Source organism: Ponticoccus litoralis, assembly GCF_039769985.1.
GTDB classification, from domain to species: domain Bacteria; phylum Pseudomonadota; class Alphaproteobacteria; order Rhodobacterales; family Rhodobacteraceae; genus Ponticoccus; species Ponticoccus litoralis.
On the sequence record NZ_JBDNCH010000002.1, the window covers coordinates 3541626 to 3560302 of the forward strand.

Annotated in this window: 17 protein-coding genes, 1 tRNA gene and 1 pseudogene; 6 read left to right on the top strand and 13 right to left on the bottom strand. The window is 66.9% G+C overall.

All coding sequences use genetic code 11. The features are described 5' to 3' along the window. Position 1: 1 nt before the first annotated feature. Positions 2-208, bottom strand: coding sequence for a 50S ribosomal protein L32 (gene rpmF, locus ABFB10_RS18555; protein ID WP_347167623.1), 207 nt, complete (start codon positions 206-208; stop codon positions 2-4). Positions 209-358: 150 nt separating this feature from the next. Beyond that, complete coding sequence (locus ABFB10_RS18560) at positions 359-925, bottom strand: YceD family protein (RefSeq protein ID WP_347167624.1); 567 nt, start codon at positions 923-925, stop codon at positions 359-361. A gap of 90 nt (positions 926-1015) precedes the next feature. Here ABFB10_RS18560 and ABFB10_RS18565 point away from each other — a divergent pair, with 90 nt between their 5' ends. The 3 genes from ABFB10_RS18565 (at position 1016) to ABFB10_RS18575 (ending at position 4293) form a co-directional block, all read left to right on the top strand. Continuing rightward, on the top strand, positions 1016-1561 hold the full coding sequence (locus ABFB10_RS18565; RefSeq protein ID WP_347167625.1) for an outer membrane protein assembly factor BamE: 546 nt from the start codon (positions 1016-1018) through the stop codon (positions 1559-1561). 34 nt (positions 1562-1595) lie between these two features. Then, the gene (locus ABFB10_RS18570; protein WP_347167626.1) at positions 1596-2336 is read left to right on the top strand and encodes a GNAT family N-acetyltransferase; all 741 of its coding nucleotides are present in this window, start codon (positions 1596-1598) and stop codon (positions 2334-2336) included. A 142-nt stretch (positions 2337-2478) separates the two neighbouring features. Then, positions 2479-4293, top strand: a complete 1815-nt coding sequence (locus tag ABFB10_RS18575; RefSeq protein ID WP_347167627.1) for an ABC-F family ATP-binding cassette domain-containing protein — start codon at positions 2479-2481, stop codon at positions 4291-4293. 153 nt (positions 4294-4446) lie between these two features. Here ABFB10_RS18575 and ABFB10_RS18580 read toward each other — a convergent pair whose 3' ends face one another. Further along, positions 4447-5541, bottom strand: a complete 1095-nt coding sequence (locus ABFB10_RS18580; RefSeq protein ID WP_347167628.1) for an AbrB family transcriptional regulator — start codon at positions 5539-5541, stop codon at positions 4447-4449. A gap of 191 nt (positions 5542-5732) precedes the next feature. Between ABFB10_RS18580 and ABFB10_RS18585 the strand changes: the two are divergent. The 3 genes and pseudogenes from ABFB10_RS18585 (at position 5733) to ABFB10_RS18595 (ending at position 8146) form a co-directional block, all read left to right on the top strand. Further along, positions 5733-6835, top strand: a pseudogene (locus tag ABFB10_RS18585) (acetoin utilization protein AcuC). 403 nt (positions 6836-7238) lie between these two features. Further along, positions 7239-7862: a hypothetical protein gene (locus ABFB10_RS18590; protein WP_347167629.1), complete on the top strand. Its 624-nt coding sequence runs from the start codon at positions 7239-7241 to the stop codon at positions 7860-7862. 32 nt (positions 7863-7894) lie between these two features. Continuing rightward, positions 7895-8146 (top strand): hypothetical protein, encoded by a 252-nt coding sequence (locus tag ABFB10_RS18595; protein ID WP_347167630.1) that lies wholly within the window; start codon positions 7895-7897, stop codon positions 8144-8146. 369 nt (positions 8147-8515) lie between these two features. Here ABFB10_RS18595 and ABFB10_RS18600 read toward each other — a convergent pair. The 10 genes from ABFB10_RS18600 to ABFB10_RS18645 form a co-directional block, all read right to left on the bottom strand. Beyond that, positions 8516-8589 (bottom strand) — tRNA-Gly (locus tag ABFB10_RS18600). Positions 8590-9176: 587 nt separating this feature from the next. After that, a complete protein-coding gene (locus tag ABFB10_RS18605) occupies positions 9177-9626 on the bottom strand; it encodes a carboxymuconolactone decarboxylase family protein (RefSeq protein WP_347167631.1) in 450 nt (149 codons plus the stop codon). A 1-nt stretch (position 9627) separates the two neighbouring features. Continuing rightward, positions 9628-9834: a nitrilase-related carbon-nitrogen hydrolase gene (locus ABFB10_RS18610; protein WP_347167633.1), complete on the bottom strand. Its 207-nt coding sequence runs from the start codon at positions 9832-9834 to the stop codon at positions 9628-9630. Continuing rightward, positions 9755-10501 (bottom strand): carbon-nitrogen hydrolase family protein, encoded by a 747-nt coding sequence (locus tag ABFB10_RS18615; RefSeq protein WP_347167634.1) that lies wholly within the window; start codon positions 10499-10501, stop codon positions 9755-9757. The genes ABFB10_RS18610 and ABFB10_RS18615 overlap by 80 nt, the downstream gene beginning before the upstream one ends. Then, entirely contained in the window at positions 10498-12165 is a 1668-nt protein-coding gene (locus ABFB10_RS18620; RefSeq protein ID WP_347167635.1) for an ABC transporter ATP-binding protein, read from the bottom strand. Before ABFB10_RS18620 ends, ABFB10_RS18615 begins: the two co-directional genes overlap by 4 nt. After that, a complete protein-coding gene (locus ABFB10_RS18625; RefSeq protein WP_206566000.1) occupies positions 12165-13028 on the bottom strand; it encodes an ABC transporter permease subunit in 864 nt (287 codons plus the stop codon). The genes ABFB10_RS18620 and ABFB10_RS18625 overlap by 1 nt, the downstream gene beginning before the upstream one ends. Then, positions 13025-13969 carry an ABC transporter permease gene (locus tag ABFB10_RS18630; protein ID WP_347167636.1) on the bottom strand — a complete coding sequence of 315 codons (945 nt, stop codon included), beginning with the start codon at positions 13967-13969 and terminating at the stop codon, positions 13025-13027. Before ABFB10_RS18630 ends, ABFB10_RS18625 begins: the two co-directional genes overlap by 4 nt. A 106-nt stretch (positions 13970-14075) precedes the next feature. Beyond that, positions 14076-15656, bottom strand: a complete 1581-nt coding sequence (locus ABFB10_RS18635; RefSeq protein ID WP_347167637.1) for an ABC transporter substrate-binding protein — start codon at positions 15654-15656, stop codon at positions 14076-14078. 36 nt (positions 15657-15692) lie between these two features. Continuing rightward, positions 15693-17156, bottom strand: coding sequence for a M81 family metallopeptidase (locus tag ABFB10_RS18640; RefSeq protein ID WP_347167638.1), 1464 nt, complete (start codon positions 17154-17156; stop codon positions 15693-15695). Positions 17157-17179: 23 nt separating this feature from the next. Further along, on the bottom strand, positions 17180-18505 hold the full coding sequence (locus ABFB10_RS18645; RefSeq protein WP_347167639.1) for an aspartate aminotransferase family protein: 1326 nt from the start codon (positions 18503-18505) through the stop codon (positions 17180-17182). Positions 18506-18677 lie beyond the last annotated feature (172 nt).

Genomic DNA, 18677 nt, shown 5'->3' on the forward strand with positions numbered 1-18677 from the left:
ATTATGCCGCGTCTTCGTCCAGGTCGATCTCGTCGGCCATGGCGACGACTTCGCGCTCTGCGTAGTGACCGCAGGACGGGCAGACGTGGTGCGGGCGCTTCAGCTCGCCGCAGTTGTCGCACTCGTTCGGGTTTGCCGCGGTCAGTGCGTCATGCGCACGACGGTTGTTGCGGCGGGATTTGGAAACCTTGTTCTGTTGGACGGCCATGTCTCAACCTCTATCTTGGTGAGGGGACAGCGTCCCCGCGATGTCTGGAGCCTTGCCGCGCCATATGACCCGGCGTGCGGGGCGTTGCAAGGCTGGCGTTCTCATGAAGGCGCGAAAATACGCGGAAAGTCTGATTTGGCAAGCGCTTTCTCAGCCTTGCTCGTCATCCTTCCGCATTTTTTCGCGCAGGGAGGCCAGACCGGCAAAGGGTTTGACGTCTTCGTCGCTCAGCGGGGCCACGCCATCCTCGGCAAATTGCGCCTGATCGAGGTCCGCGCCCTCGGCCCGGGGATAGGCGGGAAGCGCCAGCGCCAGGGCCTCGGCCATGACCGCCCAAAGGTCGATGACATCGCCAAGGGGTTCGAGGCTGTCGTCCTCGGGCACCTCGGTCTCGGAACCGGCCTCGAAGCTGTCCAGCCGGTCGGCGGGCACGAAGCGGCGCTTGACGGGGGCGTCGATGCGCGTTGTCACCGGGGCCAGCGTCACGATGCAGGCCTGCACCGCCGTGGCGCCCAGCTCTGCGGTCAGTTCCCAGCCGCGGTTGCCCAGCGGCACAAGCCGGCCCTGAAAGCGCAGCTTGCGGATTGTTTGGGCGCCAAGGTGCCCGGCAAGGGCGGCGCGGTCTTCGGCCTCGGGTTCGAGGTTGAAAGCGTGGTCCGTCCCGCGCCCCAGCGTAGAGACACGCAGGCGGGGGTCGGAGGTCGATGCATGGGGCATAGGGTCCGGTTTTCCTGTGCTTGAATGGCGGGCATTCCTTCTGTAATCGGATTACGGGGCCAAGAGAACCAGGACAAGAGGGGCAGGGTAATGCAGGGCAAGACGGGCAGGGCGCGATTGGCGGCAGCCACGGTGATGGTTGTGGCGCTTGGCGCGTGTTCGGCAAGCTACCGGACCCATGGGTACATGCCGCCCGAGGACGAGCTGCAGCAGATCGTGCCCGGCGTGGATACCCAGGCCTCCGTCGAGGATCTGATCGGCGTGCCGAACGCCTCCGGCGTGCGCGACAACTCGGGGTTCTATTACATCGAGACAGAGATGCGCCATTTCGCGTGGCGCCGCCCCGAGATCATGGACCGCCAGATCCTTGCCATCACCTTCGACCAGGCCGGCATCGTGGACAATATCAGCACCTACGGTCTGGAAGACGAGCCGCGTGGTGCCGATCACCCGCCGCGTGACCAAGAGCACCGACGGCGAGATCGGCTTCATCCGCAAGCTCTTCGGCAATATCGGCGGGCTCGACGCCAGCCAGCTTCTGGGCGGCCAGTAACGGCATGGCCGGGGCCGCGCACCGGCCCGGCGAGGAGTCGTCACGCTGCTGTCATGCAATTCGCGCAATCAGGGGCAATATAAATCCTTCGAGGATGGCGTGGCACAAGAGGCGGGCATGGCAGGCACAAAGATCGACCTGAGACGGGGGCGCTACCGCGCCCGGCTTGCCGAGGGACCGGGCGATCTGGCCCGGGCGCAGGCGCTGCGCGGTCTGGCCTTCCATCGCGACGGACCCGATGCCGATGCCTTCGATGCGGTGTGCCATCACGTGCTGGTCGAGGATATGACCACCGGCGCCGTGGTCTGCTGCTTTCGCCTGATGCCGCTGGCGGGCGGGGCCGAGATCGACCGCAGCTATTCGGCGCAGTTCTACGAGCTTTCGGCGCTTTCCGCCTTCGAGGGTCCGATGGTCGAGATGGGCCGGTTCTGCATCCATCCCGACTGGCACGACCCGGATATCCTGCGCGTGGCCTGGGGGGCGATGACCGCCTATGTCGATGCGCAGGGGGTCGAACTGCTGTTTGGCTGCGCCTCTTTCGCGGGCACCGACGCGCGGGAATACTACGATGCCTTCGCGGTGCTGAAGGCCCGGCACCTCGCGCCGCGCCGCTGGCTGCCCCGGGTCAAGGCGCCCAGCGTCTTCCGCTTCGCCGAACGGCTGCGCCGCAAGCCCGACCGCAAGATGGCGATGCTGCGGATGCCGCCGCTGCTGAAAACCTACCTGACCATGGGCGGCTGGGTCTCGGATCACGCGGTGGTGGATGCGCAGATGAACACGCTGCACGTCTTCACCGGCGTCGAGATCGCGGCGATTCCCCCGGCCCGCAAACGCCTGCTGCGGGCGGTGGCCGGGTAACGGCAATCCCTGCGGCGCGGGCATAGGCCGCCCGAGATCCCCGGGCGGAATGGGTCGCCCGGGGCAGCGCCGGGCCGCGATGGGGGCCGGCTGCGGCACGGCCCGACTTGACGGCAGGCCCGGCTTTGCCTAGCTGCGCGGCATGGCACAGGCACCCCTTCTGCAACTCTCCGACATTTCCCTCACCTTCGGCGGCGACCCGGTCTTCGACGCGCTGTCCCTCGTGGTGCAGGAAGGCGACCGGGTGGCCCTTGTGGGCCGCAACGGATCCGGCAAATCGACCCTGATGAAGGTCATGGCGGGACTGGTCGAAGTGGATCGCGGCGACCGGGTTCTGGGGCCGGGCGTCTCGGTCGGCTACATGCAGCAGGAACCGGACCTTTCGGGCTTCGAGACGCTGGGCGAGTTCGCCACCTCGGAACTCGACCCCTCCGAAATGTACAAGGTCGAACGCGCCTCCGAGGGGCTGAAGTTCGACCCCGACCGCCTGGTGGCCACCGCCTCGGGCGGCGAGCGGCGCCGCGCCGCGCTGGCCAAGCTGATGGCCGAGGAACCGGAACTGATGCTTCTGGACGAGCCGACCAACCACCTCGACATCGAGGCGATCCAGTGGCTTGAGGACGAACTCAAGGCCACCCGCCGCGCCTTCGTGCTGATCTCGCACGACCGGCGCTTCCTGACCGAACTGACCCGCGCGACGCTGTGGATCGACCGCGGCGTGGTGGCGCGGCAGGAACAGGGATTCGCGGGCTTCGAGGCCTGGCGCGACAAGGCCTGGGAAGACGAGGACATGGCCCGGCACAAGCTGGACCGCAAGATCAAGGCCGAGGCCCGCTGGGCGGTCGAGGGCATTAGCGCGCGACGCAAGCGCAACCAGGGCCGGGTGCGGCGCCTGCAGGACATGCGGGCCGAGCGCGGCGCGCAGATCCGGCGGCAGGGCGCGGCGGCGATGGACCTCGCCTCCGGTCCCAAGTCCGGCAAGAAGGTGATCGAGGCGCAGGGCCTGCGCCACGCCTTCGGCGACAAGGTGATCGCGCGCGATTTCTCGATCACCGTGCAGCGCGGCGACCGGGTGGCCTTCGTCGGGCCCAATGGCGTCGGCAAGACCACCCTGATCCGCATCCTGATGGGCGAAATCGCGCCCGACGCGGGCACGGTGAAGCTGGGCACCAACCTCGTGCCCGCGGTCTTCGACCAGGCGCGCGCGCAGCTGGACCCCAACCTGTCGCTCTGGGAAAGCCTGACCGGCGACAAGGAGATGCGGGTGTCGGGGCAGGCGGATCAGGTCATGGTCCGAGGTCAGCCCAAGCATGTCGTGGGCTACCTCAAGGAATTCCTCTTCGACGAGGCGCAGGCCCGCGCGCCGGTGCGTTCCCTGTCGGGCGGCGAGAAGGCGCGGCTGCTGCTGGCCGGGCTGATGGCGCGGGAATCGAACCTGCTGGTGCTGGACGAACCGACCAACGACCTGGACGTCGAGACGCTGGACCTGCTGCAGGAGCTGCTGGACGATTACGACGGCACGGTGCTGCTGATCAGCCACGACCGCGACTTCCTCGACCGCGTTGCCACCCAGACCGTGGCCATGGAGGGGGCGGGCCGCACGGTGCTCTACGCGGGCGGCTGGTCGGACTACCGCGCGCAACGCAAGGCCGAGGCGGCCCCGGCCGCAAAACCCAAGGCCGCCGTCGCCCCGGCATCCGAAAAGACGAAGCAAAAGGCAGCCGCCGCAGGGCTCTCTTTCACCGAAAAGCACCGGCTGGAGGAACTGCCCGCGGTGATCGAACGGCTGGAAGCCGAGATCGCCAAGCTGGAGGAATTCCTCGCCGCGCCGGACCTCTTCACGCGCGAACCGCTGAAGTTCAAGAAGGCGACAGAGGCGCTGGTGGAGCGCCAGACGGCCCTCTCCGACGCCGAAGAAGAATGGCTGACGCTGGAGGAAAAGGCCGAGGCGCCCTGACCGCCCTGCGCCTTGACAAGGCGTAGGGCACTGCCCCGCGTCGCCACGCGGATCACCCGCTCTTCTTTGGTCTTCCAAATACCTCGGGGGTTCGGGGGCAGAGCCCCCGATCGGTCGCAGGCCGGCAGGCCTGCGAAACCCGATGAACCCGCGCTACTTCCTTGCGGTAATTCCCGTCACCCGTGCCGCCAGCGGCATTTCCACCACCGTCAGCAGGATGCGGATCACGTGATGCAGGCTGACCAGCGCCGGGTTGGCCGCAAGGCTGAGCGCGATCACCGACATCTCGGCCACGCCGCCGGGGGCGTAGCTGATCAGAAGGTGCAGGAAGGGAATGCCCGTCACCACATGCAGCAGCATCGCGATGGCCCCGCCCAGCACCAGCATATAGGACACCGAAAGCAGGCTCAGCCCCAGCGACCGGCGCAGAAGCTCCAGCTTCACGCCGTGAAACCGCAGACCGAGGCTGACGCCGATCACGCATTGCGCGGCGGCGATCAGCCAGCCGGGCAGGTGGGTGTGCAGTACCCCCGTCACCGTCAGCCCCCCGGCCAGCAGCAGCGGGCCGGTCAGCCGGGCGGCGGGCAGGCGCAGCGGGCCGCCCAGGGCCATGCCCGCCACCGCGATCATCACGATCATCCCGATGGCCAGCGGCCCCACCGGCTCTGATGCGTTCGGAGAGAGGATCCCGGCGGCGCTGCCCACCGGTTCTCCGACCCAGAGCGACAGGGCCAGGGGCAGGGTGGTGATGACCACGATGATGCGCAGGAACTGCTGCACCGTCAGGATGCGGATATCCGCGCCCGCCGCCTCGCCGGTCACGATGCTTTCGATCAGCCCGCCCGGTGTGCCGGAATAGAAGGCGGTCGCAGGGTCCATGCCGCCGACCCGCCGGAAGATCTGGTAGTTGCCCGCATGGGCCGCGATCACGAAGAAGATCAGGCAGAGAAAGGACAGGCCGAGGTCGCCGGCCATGTCCCAAAGCTCGGGTGTGACCTGCGTGCCGATCATCACCCCGATCAGCGCGATGAAGAAGGTCCGAAGCGGCGGCGGGAAGGTGTAGGCCTCCAGCACCCGGGGCCGCACCGCCAGCACCATGACGGCAGAGACAAAGAGCGATCCCAGCATCCAGGGCATCGGCAGGCGGATCAGGCTGGCCGCATAGCCACCGAGGCCGCCGATGGCGAGGAACAGGGCCGTGCGCCAGACCAGCGCGAGAGGGGGAATTTGAATGCCATGTGCATCCAATATACCTGCATCCGGGCGTATACAATCCTCGCCGAGACCCCGCCGACTTTGCGCTGGTGGCGTGCCCGGAAGCCCGCGGGCCCGGTCCTGCCTGCCGTCGTCGCCCGGGGCCGAGGGCGCGTTGCCCGCCTCTCCGTGAAAACACGCAAGGCCTGCTTCAACGGGGGCCGGAAAGCCTGTAGGCCGGGACCATGAGGCAGGTGCAATTCATCGGGTCGGCCATCTACCGCGGCTCTGTCTACGGGCCGCGCCACCCGCTTTCGATCCAGCGCGTGCCGGCCGTCACCGACCTGTGCCGCGCCCTTGGCTGGCTGCCGCCCGGGCGCTACCGCACCTCGCCCCGCGCCAAGCCCGAGGCGCTGACGCGCTTTCACACCCAGACCTACGTGGCGGCCCTGCGCCGGGCCGAGGCCGAGCAGGCGGTCTCTGACGCGGTGCGGGACCGGCACAATCTCGGCACCCTGTCCAATCCGGTCTTTGCAGAGATGTTCCGCAGGCCCGCCACGGCGGTGGGCGGCGGGCTGCTGGCGGCGGAACTGGTGGCCCGGGGCGGCGCCGTCTACAACCCCGGTGGCGGCACCCATCACGGCATGCCCGACCGGGCCGAGGGCTTCTGCTTCCTGAACGAGCCGGTGCTGACGATCCTGCGCCTGCTGGAAATGGGTCTGGACCGCGTGGCCTATGTCGATATCGACGCCCATCACGGCGACGGCGTCGAGGCGGCTTTTCACGGCAGCGCCCGGGTGCGGGTGATCTCGGTCCACGAGGCGCGGCGCTGGCCCTTCACCGGCGCGCTCGACGATACGGCGGGGGGCGCGGCGATCAACCTGCCGGTGCCGCGCGGCTTCAACGATACCGAATTCGAGGCCGCGCTCGACGGCGTCATCCTGCCCGCGGTCGCGGGTTTCGCGCCGGATGCGATCTACCTGCAATGCGGCGCCGACGCGCTGGCCGAGGATCCGCTCTCGCGGCTGGCCCTGTCGAACAACGCGCACCGCCTGGCCGTCCGGGCGCTGCGGCCCCGGCGCCCCGGCTGATCGTCTCGGGCGGCGGCGGCTACAACCCGTGGTCCGTGGCGCGCTGCTGGGCCGGGGTCTGGGCAGAGCTGGCCGGCTTCGCCATTCCCGATAGCCTGCCGGACCCGGCCCGCGCGGTGCTGGGCGCCCTGCGCTGGTCGCGCCGGGGTGGCCCGGCCCCGGCCCTGTTGACGACGCTCGCCGACCCGCCCCGGCCCGGCCCGCTGCGCGACGAGCTGCGGGCGGCGATCCGGAAGCTGGTGGGTCGGCTGGCCTGAGGGGCGACATTCGCCCCGAAACCGTCAATTCATAGCTATGAATGAGATCGAGTCCTGACCCTATTGCGGGCGAGCCGGAGGTTTTTTGCATGGGTCGTGCATTGCTGCACAACGATGATGAGTGCATGCTGAAGTTGACCGTTCCCTGGGGTTTCGCTATTTTCGCAACAGCTTCATGTCAGGTCGTAGCTCGATCGCTTGAAGCGTGGATTTAGGTCTGCCTTTATATGCCGTGACCGCATTTGATGAAATTTCTATGCGCGTTAAGGGTGGTCATGGGTGCCTATTGATTTTTTTACGTACGAAAGTCGAGAATATGGAATCCGAGATGAACCGCAGGCCCCCGATGATACTGCATCCGGGCCTCCCCAAGTGCGCTTCCAGTTCGATCCAGAGGATGTTCGTGCTCGATGATCATGCGGTTGGAAAGGCTCTCGACGTTGACGTGATCGGCAGAAACTTTCAGGTTGGAAATGGATACCCAGATGTTTCGAAGCTGATGTACGAACCTGAAACAGTGAAGAATGAGTTGAGGAAGGGTGACTTCTTGCCCGACCGAACCCATTTCCTTTCAAATGAGGCGCTGTCGTCAAATGCCGATTTTCTAGATGAATTAGCCCGTCGTTTCGAAATAAAACGCGTAATTTTCTCGGTTCGTTTTCCACCACTTCAGGCAATATCTAACTTCGCATACAGCGGGTGGTTGCGATCCGGTTTTTCTGATTTCTCTGCAGGCAAGGCCACAAGTCCGCACCGTGCTATTAATCGGGTTCGATCACATTTGGATAGGTTTAGAGCTTATTCTGATGATATTCGGGTCTGCCCTGTCGAGGGGATTTCCGCCCCATTGGAAAAGCGCTTCTTGAAAATTGGCTTCGACCGTATCCCCGATATTTTGGATAGGCCTCCCTTTTGTAAAAGAGAAATGTCGAACGTTTCAATTTCTCCTGCATTCGCAGAGGCGCTTTCATTGGAGGTGCTCGCAGGGGGGTACGTGTCTCAGGACCGGACAGGAATGCAGTCGTAAAGAAGGCGCAGTCGCATGTCTTGCCAGAAGACTTGGCACGTTTGACGATTCCGGAGATTGGCAATCTGAGTGGCGGGAATTTTGATGATAGCCTTTCTGGATACTTTCATTTACTCCGCGAGTTCCGGCTGTCATCGGAAGGGCTGGAAGAGGCCGAGTCAGTGGTGCGCCTTAATATAGAAAAACTTGTAACGGCCGAGGTCGCTTCGCAGGTTCAGATGGACGAGCTTCGAAAACATGCCCGTGCGGTCCTTGCGCATGTAATGCCTGAAAAGATTGTTTAGGCCGATATTCTCACCTTGAGGCACCAGCGGCCAAGTCGCGGATCCGGCGCGCGCTACTGCGGTTGACCGGCAGCGGGCCTAGGATCCGGTGACCGGCCATTGTGCCGGGCTGAGTGGTCGTTCCACCACCCGTCATCTTTGTCTTCTGGCTCCGGGACGTGCAGGATTTTTCCGGTCTGCAGGACCACCTGTGCACCCCGCCGCTGCGCACCAGCAGTGCAAGGAATCGTCTTCCATCTGGGCGCGGCAATCGGGGCAGTGTCTTGGCATATCTCAAAACACTAGCAGCGACGGTGTCCCACAGGCGCATCCGACATTGGACACATTTGGCCCTAAGGTCTTGTCACATATGGGAAATATCATGGGGAATGGAGCGGGTGAAGGGAATCGAACCCTCGTCGTTAGCTTGGGAAGCTACTGCTCTACCATTGAGCTACACCCGCCGCGCTGTTCTGATAGCACCAAGCCGAGCGTTTCCACAAGGCTCTTCGTTGCCGTGGCTGAGAGGCCTTCATGCATAAACGGGGGTGTGGAATTCACGCAGCGAATCCAGATGGTTAGAGAGTGTGTGCCCGACCTGCCAAAGAGGGGAGCCGGCAATGCGGCGCTCAGGCGGCGCGCTCCGCTCACTCCGTGGCGGCCAGTATCCTTCAAGCCGAGGCGGTCGCGCGGAAGGCGGGGCCAAGCGCGGATTGGCAGCCGAGCGGATCGTTCCGGCAGAGACATGCGGGCGCTCAGGCGGTGTCCGGATCGGCGCGATGACGCGCGCCTGCGCCGCGCCTGAACATCCGGTAACGAAACCTTCATACCTGCGGGCTTACCCTGAACATCCGGGCAGGTGGCTTCTGACCGGGAAGGGGCCGCCGGTGCCCTGTGGCGGCCCTGTAAAGGGGGGCTTGGCGGCAGGGCCGCTGTGGCCCCGTTCAGGGGGCCGGGTCCGCGTCCAGTTCCCGCGCGATGTCGTCGTCCAGCGGGGTGCGGTAGGTCATCAGGAGGTAGCCGAGAACCGAATAGAAACCGACCGTGGCAATCAGGTCGATGACGGCGGGGCGACCGAGGGCGGCAGCCAGCTCTGCCTCCTGTGCGGGGGACAGGCAACGCATGTCCAGAAGGGCATCGACGGCGCGGACGAGCAGCCCGTCTTCACCCCGGGCCCAGCCGCGCCGACCGGCATGTCCCGGATCGCGGCGATCCGGGTGTCGGACATGCCCAGCTTGCGCGCCCGGCTGACGTGCTGCTGCCATTCGTAGGAGGATCCCAGCCGGACCCCGGTACGCAGGATCACCACCTCGGAGCGGATCGGGCCAAGGGCGCTGTCCTTCACCACGTGCTGGCGCAGCGGCGCCTGGGCGCGCAGCAGCGCGGGATGATGGGCCATGGTGCGATAGACGTTCAGCTGCCCGGCGAACCCGTCGCGCAGGGCGGCGATCTCTTCGGGCCAATCGGCGTCTGACAGGGGCGGGCAGGGGCTGTCGGTCATGTCAGTCCTTCCCGGGGCCGAGGGTGCGGGCATAGAGGTCGGGGCGGCGGTCCGCCCAGATCCCGGTGAAGCTGCGGTAGCGGGCCACCTCGGCGAGGTCGAGAGCGACGCGCAGCACATCCTCGCGGTCATGGTCCAGACGGCCCAGGACGCGACCGTCGGGCGCAAGGGCACAGGAGCGCCCGAAGAACCGCTGGTCGCCCTGCACCCCAACGCGGTTGCAGGACAGGAAGAAGACGCCGTTCTCGACGGCGCGGGTATAGGCGCGATGCACGAAAAGGTCCTCGTCCGCCACCGGGGCACCATCGGCGCCGAAGGACGCCCAGTGCCGAGGTGACGATATCGGCCCCCTGCGCGGCAAGGGCGCGAGTCACCTCGGGAAAGCGGATGTCGTAGCAGATCTGCATCCCCAGCCGGGTGCCAAGCGCCGGAAAGACCGGCAGGGCGTCACCGGGGGTGAAGTAAAGCTTCTCGGTCTGCCATTGATGGGTCTTCACGTAATGGCCCGCGACCCCCTCGGGCGTGATCAGGACAGAGGCGTTGTGGATCACCCCCGCCAGCCGCGCATCGCGCAGCCCGAGGCCCGCGACAAGGGTCACCTTCAGCTCGGCGGCCAGCGCGGCCAGCGCGGCGATCTCCTTGCCCCCGGGCTCGGCGCAGGCGGCGCAGAGCGCTTCGCCGTAGTGCGGCACCGCCGACACGAAGGGGCCGCCGGGCATCAGCGGTTCGACATAGCCGGTGTTGGACAGCTCGGGGAAGAGGATCAGGTCGGCGCCCGCCGCCGCCTCGGCGCGGATGAATTCGGCCATACGGGCGAAGTTGCGCGCAGGGTCAAGCGGGGCGACGTCGAACTGGACCAGATGGGCGGCTATCATGCGGGCTCCGTTATGCGGCAACCTTTGGCGAAATCCCAGTCGCGACCGGGGGCGGCGTCCAGCAGGGCGCGGGTGTAGTCGTGCTGCGGGTCGGCCAGAACCTGCCCCGCCGTGCCGAATTCCACAACCTCGCCGCGCCGCATCACCATCACGTCGTCGCAGATCTGCGCCGCGACCCGCAGGTCATGGGTGATGAAGAGGATGGCAAGGTTGCGCTTGGCCTGCACCTCGGCCAGCAGGTCCAGCACCTGCGCCTGCACCGAGACGTCCAGCGCCGAGACCGCCTCGTCCGCGACGATCACGTCGGGCGACATCATCAGGGCGCGGGCGATGGCGATGCGCTGGCGCTGCCCGCCCGAGAACTGGTGCGGGTAGCGGCTGAGCGCATCACGGGGCAGGCCGACGACCTCCAGCAGCTCCGCCGCGCGGGCCAGCGCCTCGGCGCGCGGTTCGCCCGCGTTCAGCGCGCCCTCGATCAGGCTGTCGCCGGTGGTCAGTCGCGGGTTGAGCGAGCGGTTCGGGTCCTGGAAGATCATCTGCACCGCGCGCCGGGCCGGGGCCGGGGCCTTCTGGCCCTCCAGCGGGGCGATGTCATGGCCGTTGACCAGGATCGCGCCCGAGCTGGGATCCTCCAGCCGCAGCACGCAGCGGGCGACGGTGGATTTGCCGGACCCGCTTTCGCCGACGATGCCAAGGGTGCGCCCGCGGTCGAGGCGGAAGCTGACGTCGCGCACCGCCTGCACCCGATGGCCGGGGCGGCGCATCATCTTGCTGAGGAACGAGCGGAACTCGAAGACCTTGTTGACATCGACCAGCTCCAGCGCATGGTCCGGGGCCGGTTGCACCCGCGCGGCGCGGGGCGTCAGGGCGGGCACGGCAGCCAGAAGGTCGCGGGTGTACTGCGCCTTCGGCTGGCTCAGGACCTGCTCTGTCGTGCCGGTTTCCACCACTTCGCCGTGGCGCATGACGCAGACCCGGTCGGCGATATCCACCACGACGCCCATGTCATGGGTGATGAAGAGGACAGCCGTGTTCATTTCGTCCTGCAGATTGCGGATCAGTTCCAGGATCTGCTTCTGGGTGGTCACGTCCAGCGCGGTGGTCGGCTCGTCCGCGATCAAGAGCTTGGGTTTCAGGGCCAGCGCCATGGCGATCATCACGCGCTGGCGCTGGCCGCCCGAAAGCTGGTGCGGATAGCTGTCATAGATGCGCGGCGGGTCGGGCAGGTGGACGCTTTCGAAGGCGGCGATGGCGGCGGCCCTGCGCTCGGGACCGCGCATGCGGGTGTGGGCCCTGTAGATCTCGTCCATCTGCAGCCCGATGGACAGGACGGGGTTCAGCGCCGTCATCGGCTCCTGGAAGATCATCGCCATCTCGGCCCCGCGCAGGGCCTTGGTCCGGGCCGGGGTCGCGGTGATGATATCCTCGCCGTTCAGCGCGGCGCGGCCCGCCGTCACCTGCAACTCGCCGCGCGGCAGCAGGTCCATGGTGACCAGCGAGGTGACGGATTTGCCCGAGCCGCTTTCGCCCACAAGGCAGAGCGTTTCGCCCGGGGCGATGTCGAAGGAGAGGCCCTTCAGGATCTCGGCAGGGCGGCGGCCCATGGTGGCGACGCGCAGGTCGCGGACCGACAGGACGGGTTGGCCGGATTGGGAAGGGCTCATCACGAACGGCCTTTCATCTTGGGGTCCAGCCGGTCACGCAGGGCATCGCCCAGCAGGTTGATCGACAGGATGCACAGCGACAGGACGATGGCGGGCCAGTAGACCAGCCAGGGGTTCAGCGCGAAGTAAAGGCGCCCCTCGGCCATGATATTGCCCCAGGTCGGGGTCTCGGTGCCGATGCCGACGCCCAGGAAGGACAGGGCGGCCTCGGTCAGGATGGCGGAGGCGTAGATGTAGGTGCCCTGCACGATCAGCGGCGCAACGGTCGAGGGCAGCAGGTGGCGCCAGATCATCCGCATCGGTCGGGTGCCCAGCAGCACGGCGGCCTCGACGAAGGTTTCCGACCGGGTGGCCAGCACGCGCGAGCGCACCAGCCGCACCACCTGCGGGATTTCGGGCAGCATGATGGCGATGATCACGGTGGTCAGCCCGGCATCGGTCAGGGCGACGATGGCGATGGCCAGCAGGATGCCCGGGATCGCCATCAGCCCGTCCATGGCGCGCATCAGCACGGCGTCCAGCCCGCGGAACCAGCCCGCCAGCAGCCCCAGCGGAAGACCGATGACAATGGCGCCGACGGCGACACCCGCGCCGACCATCAGCGACACGCGCGCGCCGTAGATCACGCGGGAATAAAGGTCGCGCCCGAAGCTGTCGGTGCCCATCCAGTAGGTGCCGTCCGCGGGCTTCAGCCGCATCATGGCGTTCAGCTCGGTCGGGGCGAAGTTGGCGAGGCGCGGCGCAAAGAGCGCCATGGCGACGATCGCCAGCAGCACCGCCAGCGCCAGCAGGGTGGTCCAGTGCGGCGGCGTTTCCAGAAGCCGCTTGCGCAATGCGGCGGAGGCGCTTGGGGTCTGGCTCATTGGTAGCGGATCCTCGGGTCGGTCAGCGCGTAGGACAGGTCGATCAGGAGGTTGATCAGCACGTAGGTCCCGGCGGTCAACAGGATGATCGCCTGGATCAGCGGGTAGTCGCGGGCCAGCACGGCATCGACGACCAGCCGCCCAAGGCCGGGGATGTTGAAGACGGTTTCGGTCACCACCACGCCAGAGATCATCATGGCGAAGCCGGTGCCGATCACGGTCAGGATCGGGATCGCGGCATTGCGCAGGGCGTGGCGGAAGAGGACGATGCCCTCGGGCAGGCCCTTGGCGCGGGCGGTGCGGACGTAGTCCTCGCGCAGGACCTCCAGTATAGAGGCCCGGGTCATCCGAGAGATCAGTGCGATGTAGATCGAGGCCAGCGCGAGACCGGGCAGGAAGATGCGATGCGCGAAGGGGCCGATGCCCTCGGACAGGGCCTTGTAGCCCTGCACCGGGAACCAGCGCAGGTTCACCGCGAAGACCCCGATCAGCACGTAGCCGATGACGAAGATCGGCACCGAGAATCCGATGACCGAGACCGCCATGACCAGCCGGTCGGTCAGGCCGCCGTGCCGCCAGGCGGCCAGCACGCCCATGGGCAGGGCGATCATCAGCGTCAGGGCCATGGCCACCAGTGCCAGTGCGACGGTCGGGCCAAGGCGCTGGCCGATCATCTCCAGCACCGGTCGGTCGGAAATCAGCGAGCGACCGAAATCGCCCTGCGCCATGTTGCCGATCCAGGTCAGGAATTGCACCGACAGCGGGTCGTTCAGGCCAAGGCTGTCGCGGATCGCTTCCAGCTGGGCAAGCGAGGCCTGATCCCCGGCAATGGCCTGGGCCGGATCGCCGGGCGTGAGGCGCAGCAGCAGGAAGACGAAGACCGCGACGAAGAACATCACGGGGATCGCCATCAGCAGCCGACGCAGGAAATAGCTGAGCATCGTGGCCTCCGGGGCTAGGGGCGGCGCGGGCGCGCGCGCAGGGGGCGAAGGAATGGAAAAGGGGCGGGCGGCTAGGAAAAAGCCGCCCGCCCGGTCGGGGGTAAGGTTACTTGCCGACGCCCCAGAACAGGGTGATCGGGCCGGACTGGATGTCCTTCAGCTCGGTCCGCCAGGCGGCGACGGATTTGAACTCGCCCGCGTTGAAGTAGAAGCTGTCGTCCCAGGCGATCTGCTGGGCCTCTTCGGCGATCTCTTTTTGCTCGTCGAGGGTGCCGGCGGTCAGGTAGTCGGCGCGCAGCTCTTCCATGCGGGCATTGACGGGCCAGCCGGCCCATGTGTCGTCATCGCCCGACCCGTTGATCAGCGAATGCACCAGCGGGTTCCAGATGCCCGCGACGCCCCAGTAGGTGAAGAAGAAGTTCCAGCCGCCCTCGCTGACCGGCTGCCAGCCGTTCTTGCGCGATTGCAGGGTCGACCAGTCCATCGAGGCGACATCGACGGTGAATCCCGCCTCGCGCATCCGCTCTGCGGCGACGATGGGCTGGGTGGTCAGCACGGTCAGGTCGGTGGGCTGCATCATCAGCACCGGCGTGCCGTCATAGTCTGAGGCCGCCAGCAGTTCCTGCGCCTTGGCCATCCGCTCGTCCGCCGAGCCTTCGAGGTATTCCGCGCCCGCGTCAGAGGCCAGCGGCACCTCGCAGCCGTAGATCGAGGCGCAGAGCTGGTAGTATTCGGCATTGCCGATCGCGGTCTGCATCAGGGTTTCCTGATCCAGCGCATACATCGCCGCCTTGCGGACCTGCGGATCGTCGAAGGGCGGCAGGCGGTGGTTGAAACGGCCCGTCACCTGCGCGCCCAGCGGGTTCAGGATGCCGGTGTCGACCTCGTCGTTCATCGCCAGCAGCGGCAGCAGGTCGATGGTGACCTGTTCGATCAGGTCCACGTCGCCCGACTGGATCGCGTTGATTGAGGTCTGCATGTCGGGCATCGCCTGCCAGACCACGCGGTCCACGTTCACGACCTTGGCGCCCGCGGTCCAGCTGGCGGGCTCTTCGCGCGGCACGTAGTCCTCGTTCTTCACGTAGACCGCCTGATCGCCGGGGCGGTAGGCCTCGGCCACGAACTTGAACGGGCCCGAGCCGATGACCTCGGGGATCTGTTCGCCCACCGGCGTGTCGGCGAGGCGCTTCGGCATCATGAAGGCGGGAATGGGCGAAGGTTTCGCCAGCAGTTCCAGCACCGGGCCGAAGGGCGATTTCATCGAGATGACCAGCTCTTTGTCCGAGGTGGCCTCGATGCTGTCGACGAACTCCATCATCGTCTTGGCCGACCCGTCGCTTTGCGACCAGCGCATCAGCGAGGCAACGCAGTCCTCGGCGGTGACCGGGGTGCCGTCGTGCCACATCAGCCCGTCGCGCAGGGTCAGGGTATAGGTCAGCATGTCGTCCGAGACGGTGTAATCGGCCATCTGGGGCTGCGGCTGATAGCTGTCATCCATGCCCAGCAGGGTCTCGAAGACCATGAAACCGTGGGTGCGGACGATCTGCGCGGTGCTGAGGTGCGGGTCGAGCGAGCGGAGCGGCGCCTGCATGACGGCGGTCAGGGTGGTTTCGGCAAAGGCGGGCAGGGCCACGCTGCCTGCCAGAATGGCGGCCATGCCGAGGGACTTCAGCGAGTGGAAGGTCATTGTCGTTCTCCGTGTTGGTGGGTCAGTTTCTTGTTGTTATTCGGTTGGGTCCGCCGTTTCGGCGCACCGGGGATAGACCCGGCCCGTGTCGAGCTGGGTATAGCGGACCAGTCGCACGTCGGCGGGGCCCAGATCGGGGGTATCCGTGACCAGGATCGCCGCTGCCAGCGGGGTGTAGTAATCCCGGAAATGGGTCTTCGAGCGCAGCAGGATCACGTCGTAGTCCTCTGGCCGCTCGTCGAAGATGAAGAAGGGGTCGCCATCCACCGCGAAGGCGAAATGCGAGGTGATCGAGATCCGCACCGGCCCGACCTCGACAAGCGCGGTTAGGCCCAGATCGACCGGCGCCCCCTGCTGGTAGCGGCCCGAGACGTTGAAGCGTTTCTCGCCGGTCCAGAGGACGCGGGCGGTCAGCTCCAGCGGGCCGCCGGTTTCCGGCGCGCTCTTGCCGCCAAGCTGCAGCGTGATCTCGGCACCGGCCCCGGCGGCATGGGCCGCTGCGGCGCTGCCGGGATCCAGAAGGAAGGGCACCATGACCCGGCCCAGATCGGCGTCGAGGACGGCGCGCAGCCCGTGGGTGCTGTCGTTCATCCGGTCGGCATGCTCCAGGATCACCACCGGCGCGCCGCTGCCGCGCAGGCGCGCCGCCTCGGCAATGGCCGCGTCCATCTGCCAGATCGGGATCGCATCGGAGAGCGCGGCGCGGGCGGCCTGCAGCGCGGCTGAGAGCCGCGTGGCCTTCTCCTGCGCCGCCTGCTGGCCCTGCCAGTCGAGGCAGATCACCGACATGCCGGTATTGGCGCTGTCGGCATAGGCAAAGCCGCCCATGACCGAGATGTCGCAATCGCCCGAGGCTTCCTCGGCCCGGGCCATGGCGATCAGGCTGGCCAGCGGTTCCAGCGCGGTGGCCGAGAGGATCGAGGGGATGACCACGCCGGGCCGGGCCACGGCGAGACCGGGCCGTTCGCCGGTCTCGATCAGCCGCAGCAGCGCGCGGGTGGCGCGTTCGCCGGTCTCGCCCATGTCGATATGGGGGGAATGGCGGTAGGCCACGGCGATATCGGCGGCGGCAAAGGTCGCCGCGTCGACGTTGCCGTGGTAATCCAGCGGCACCGAGATCGGCAGATCCGGGCAGGCGGCGCGGGCGCGCTCGATCATGTAGCGTTCCACGTCCGGAAACCCCGGGGCCCAGCATGCCCCGTGCAGGTAAAGGACCAGCCCGTCCAGCGGTCCCGCGTCCCGCAGGCCCTGCACCAGCTCATCGGCAAAGGCGGTGACGGCGTCATCCGCGGCGGGGCCGAGGGCGCCCAGCAGGCTGTGGAACAGCGGCACCATTTCGACGCCCGCCGCGTCCAGCACCGAGAGCACGCCGCCCGCCACCGTGTTGCTGCCGCGGTATTGCGCCGGGATCTCCGCACCGCGAAAGCAGGCCCGCTCGAAATCCGCCCGGGTCGAGACCTGCGGCACGGCAGTGACGGATTCCGAGGTTGAACCCGGCAAAGGCAATCCGGCGGGTCATCGGGTCAGCCTTCGGTCACGCGGCGAATGGCCCGCGCGAGGCGCTCGACGATCTGGTCGATCTCGTCCTCGGTGCAGATGTAGGGCGGGGCCAGCAGCACGTGATCGCCGTGCACCCCGTCGATGGTGCCGCCCATGGGGTAGCACAGCAGGCCCTCGGCCATGGCCTCTGCCTTGATCCCGGCATGGATCTTGCGCGCCGGGTCGAAGGGGATCTTGTCGTCCTTGTCGGACACGATCTCGATGCCCCGGAACAGGCCGCGCCCGCGAATGTCGCCGACGTGGGGGGATTGTCCCAGCGCGGCATCAAGCCCCGCCTGCAACCGCGTGCCAAGGTGGGTGACCTGATCCATCAGGCCCGGGCGGGTGAGGATCTCGACCACCTTGTTGGCGGCGGCGGTGGCGATCGGATGGCCGATATAGGTGTGGCCGTGCTGGAACAGGCCAGAGCCGTCGCGGAAGGCCTCGTAGATCTGCTGCGACAACAGCACGCCGCCGACAGGCTGGTAGCCGCCACCCATGCCCTTCGCGATGGTCACGATATCGGGCACCACGCCTTCCTGCTCGAAGGCGAACAGGCTGCCGGTGCGGCCCATGCCGCACATGACCTCGTCGAGGATCAGCAGGATGCCGTGGCGGTCGCAGAGCGCGCGGATGCGCTGGAAGTAATCGGCAACGGCGGCCACCGCGCCCATGGTGGCGCCGACCACCGGCTCGGCGACGAAGGCCATGACCTGATCGCCGCCCAGTTCCTCGATCTTCTGTTCCAGCTCCTGGACCAGCCGCGCGGCATAGGCCTCGGGCGTCTCGTCCGGGCCCTTGTCGCGATAGGGGTAGCAGGGCGACACATGATGCGTCTCGGGCAGGATCGGCTGGAACTGCACACGGCGCATGGCATTGCCGCCCGCCGCAAGCGCGCCGATGGTGTTGCCGTGATAGCTTTGCCGCCGGGCGATGATGTGCCGGCGCTGCGGCTGGCCGATCTCGACGTAATACTGGCGCGCCATCTTCAGCGCGGCCTCCACCGCCTCGGACCCGCCCGACACAAGGTACAGCCAGTTCAGAGGGTCGGGCGCCAGGGCGGTCAGGCGCTCGGCCAGTTCCTCTGCCGCATCGGTGGTGAAGAAAGAGGTATGGGCGTAGGACAGCCGCTCCATCTGGGCTTTCATCGCCGCCAGCACCTCGGGGTGGTCATGGCCAAGGCAGCTGACCGCCGCACCGCCCGATCCGTCGATGTAGCTGCGCCCGGCGGAATCGGTGATCGTCACACCCTGGCCCGAAACGGCATGGGGCAGGGGGGCGCCGATCTTGCGGTGAAGGAGTCTGGTCATGGTCTCGTCCATACTGCGTTCCGGCCGGGGCCGGAGGGGAATCGCGGAACAGGCCGCGGCTGACACTTGGTCGCAGGACTCGATGCGCAGTGCAACAAATGTTTCAAAAAATTATCCGACGCAACGGTTGATACTTGAGTTTTGCTCATGAAACGTTCAAATCTTCCGGGTC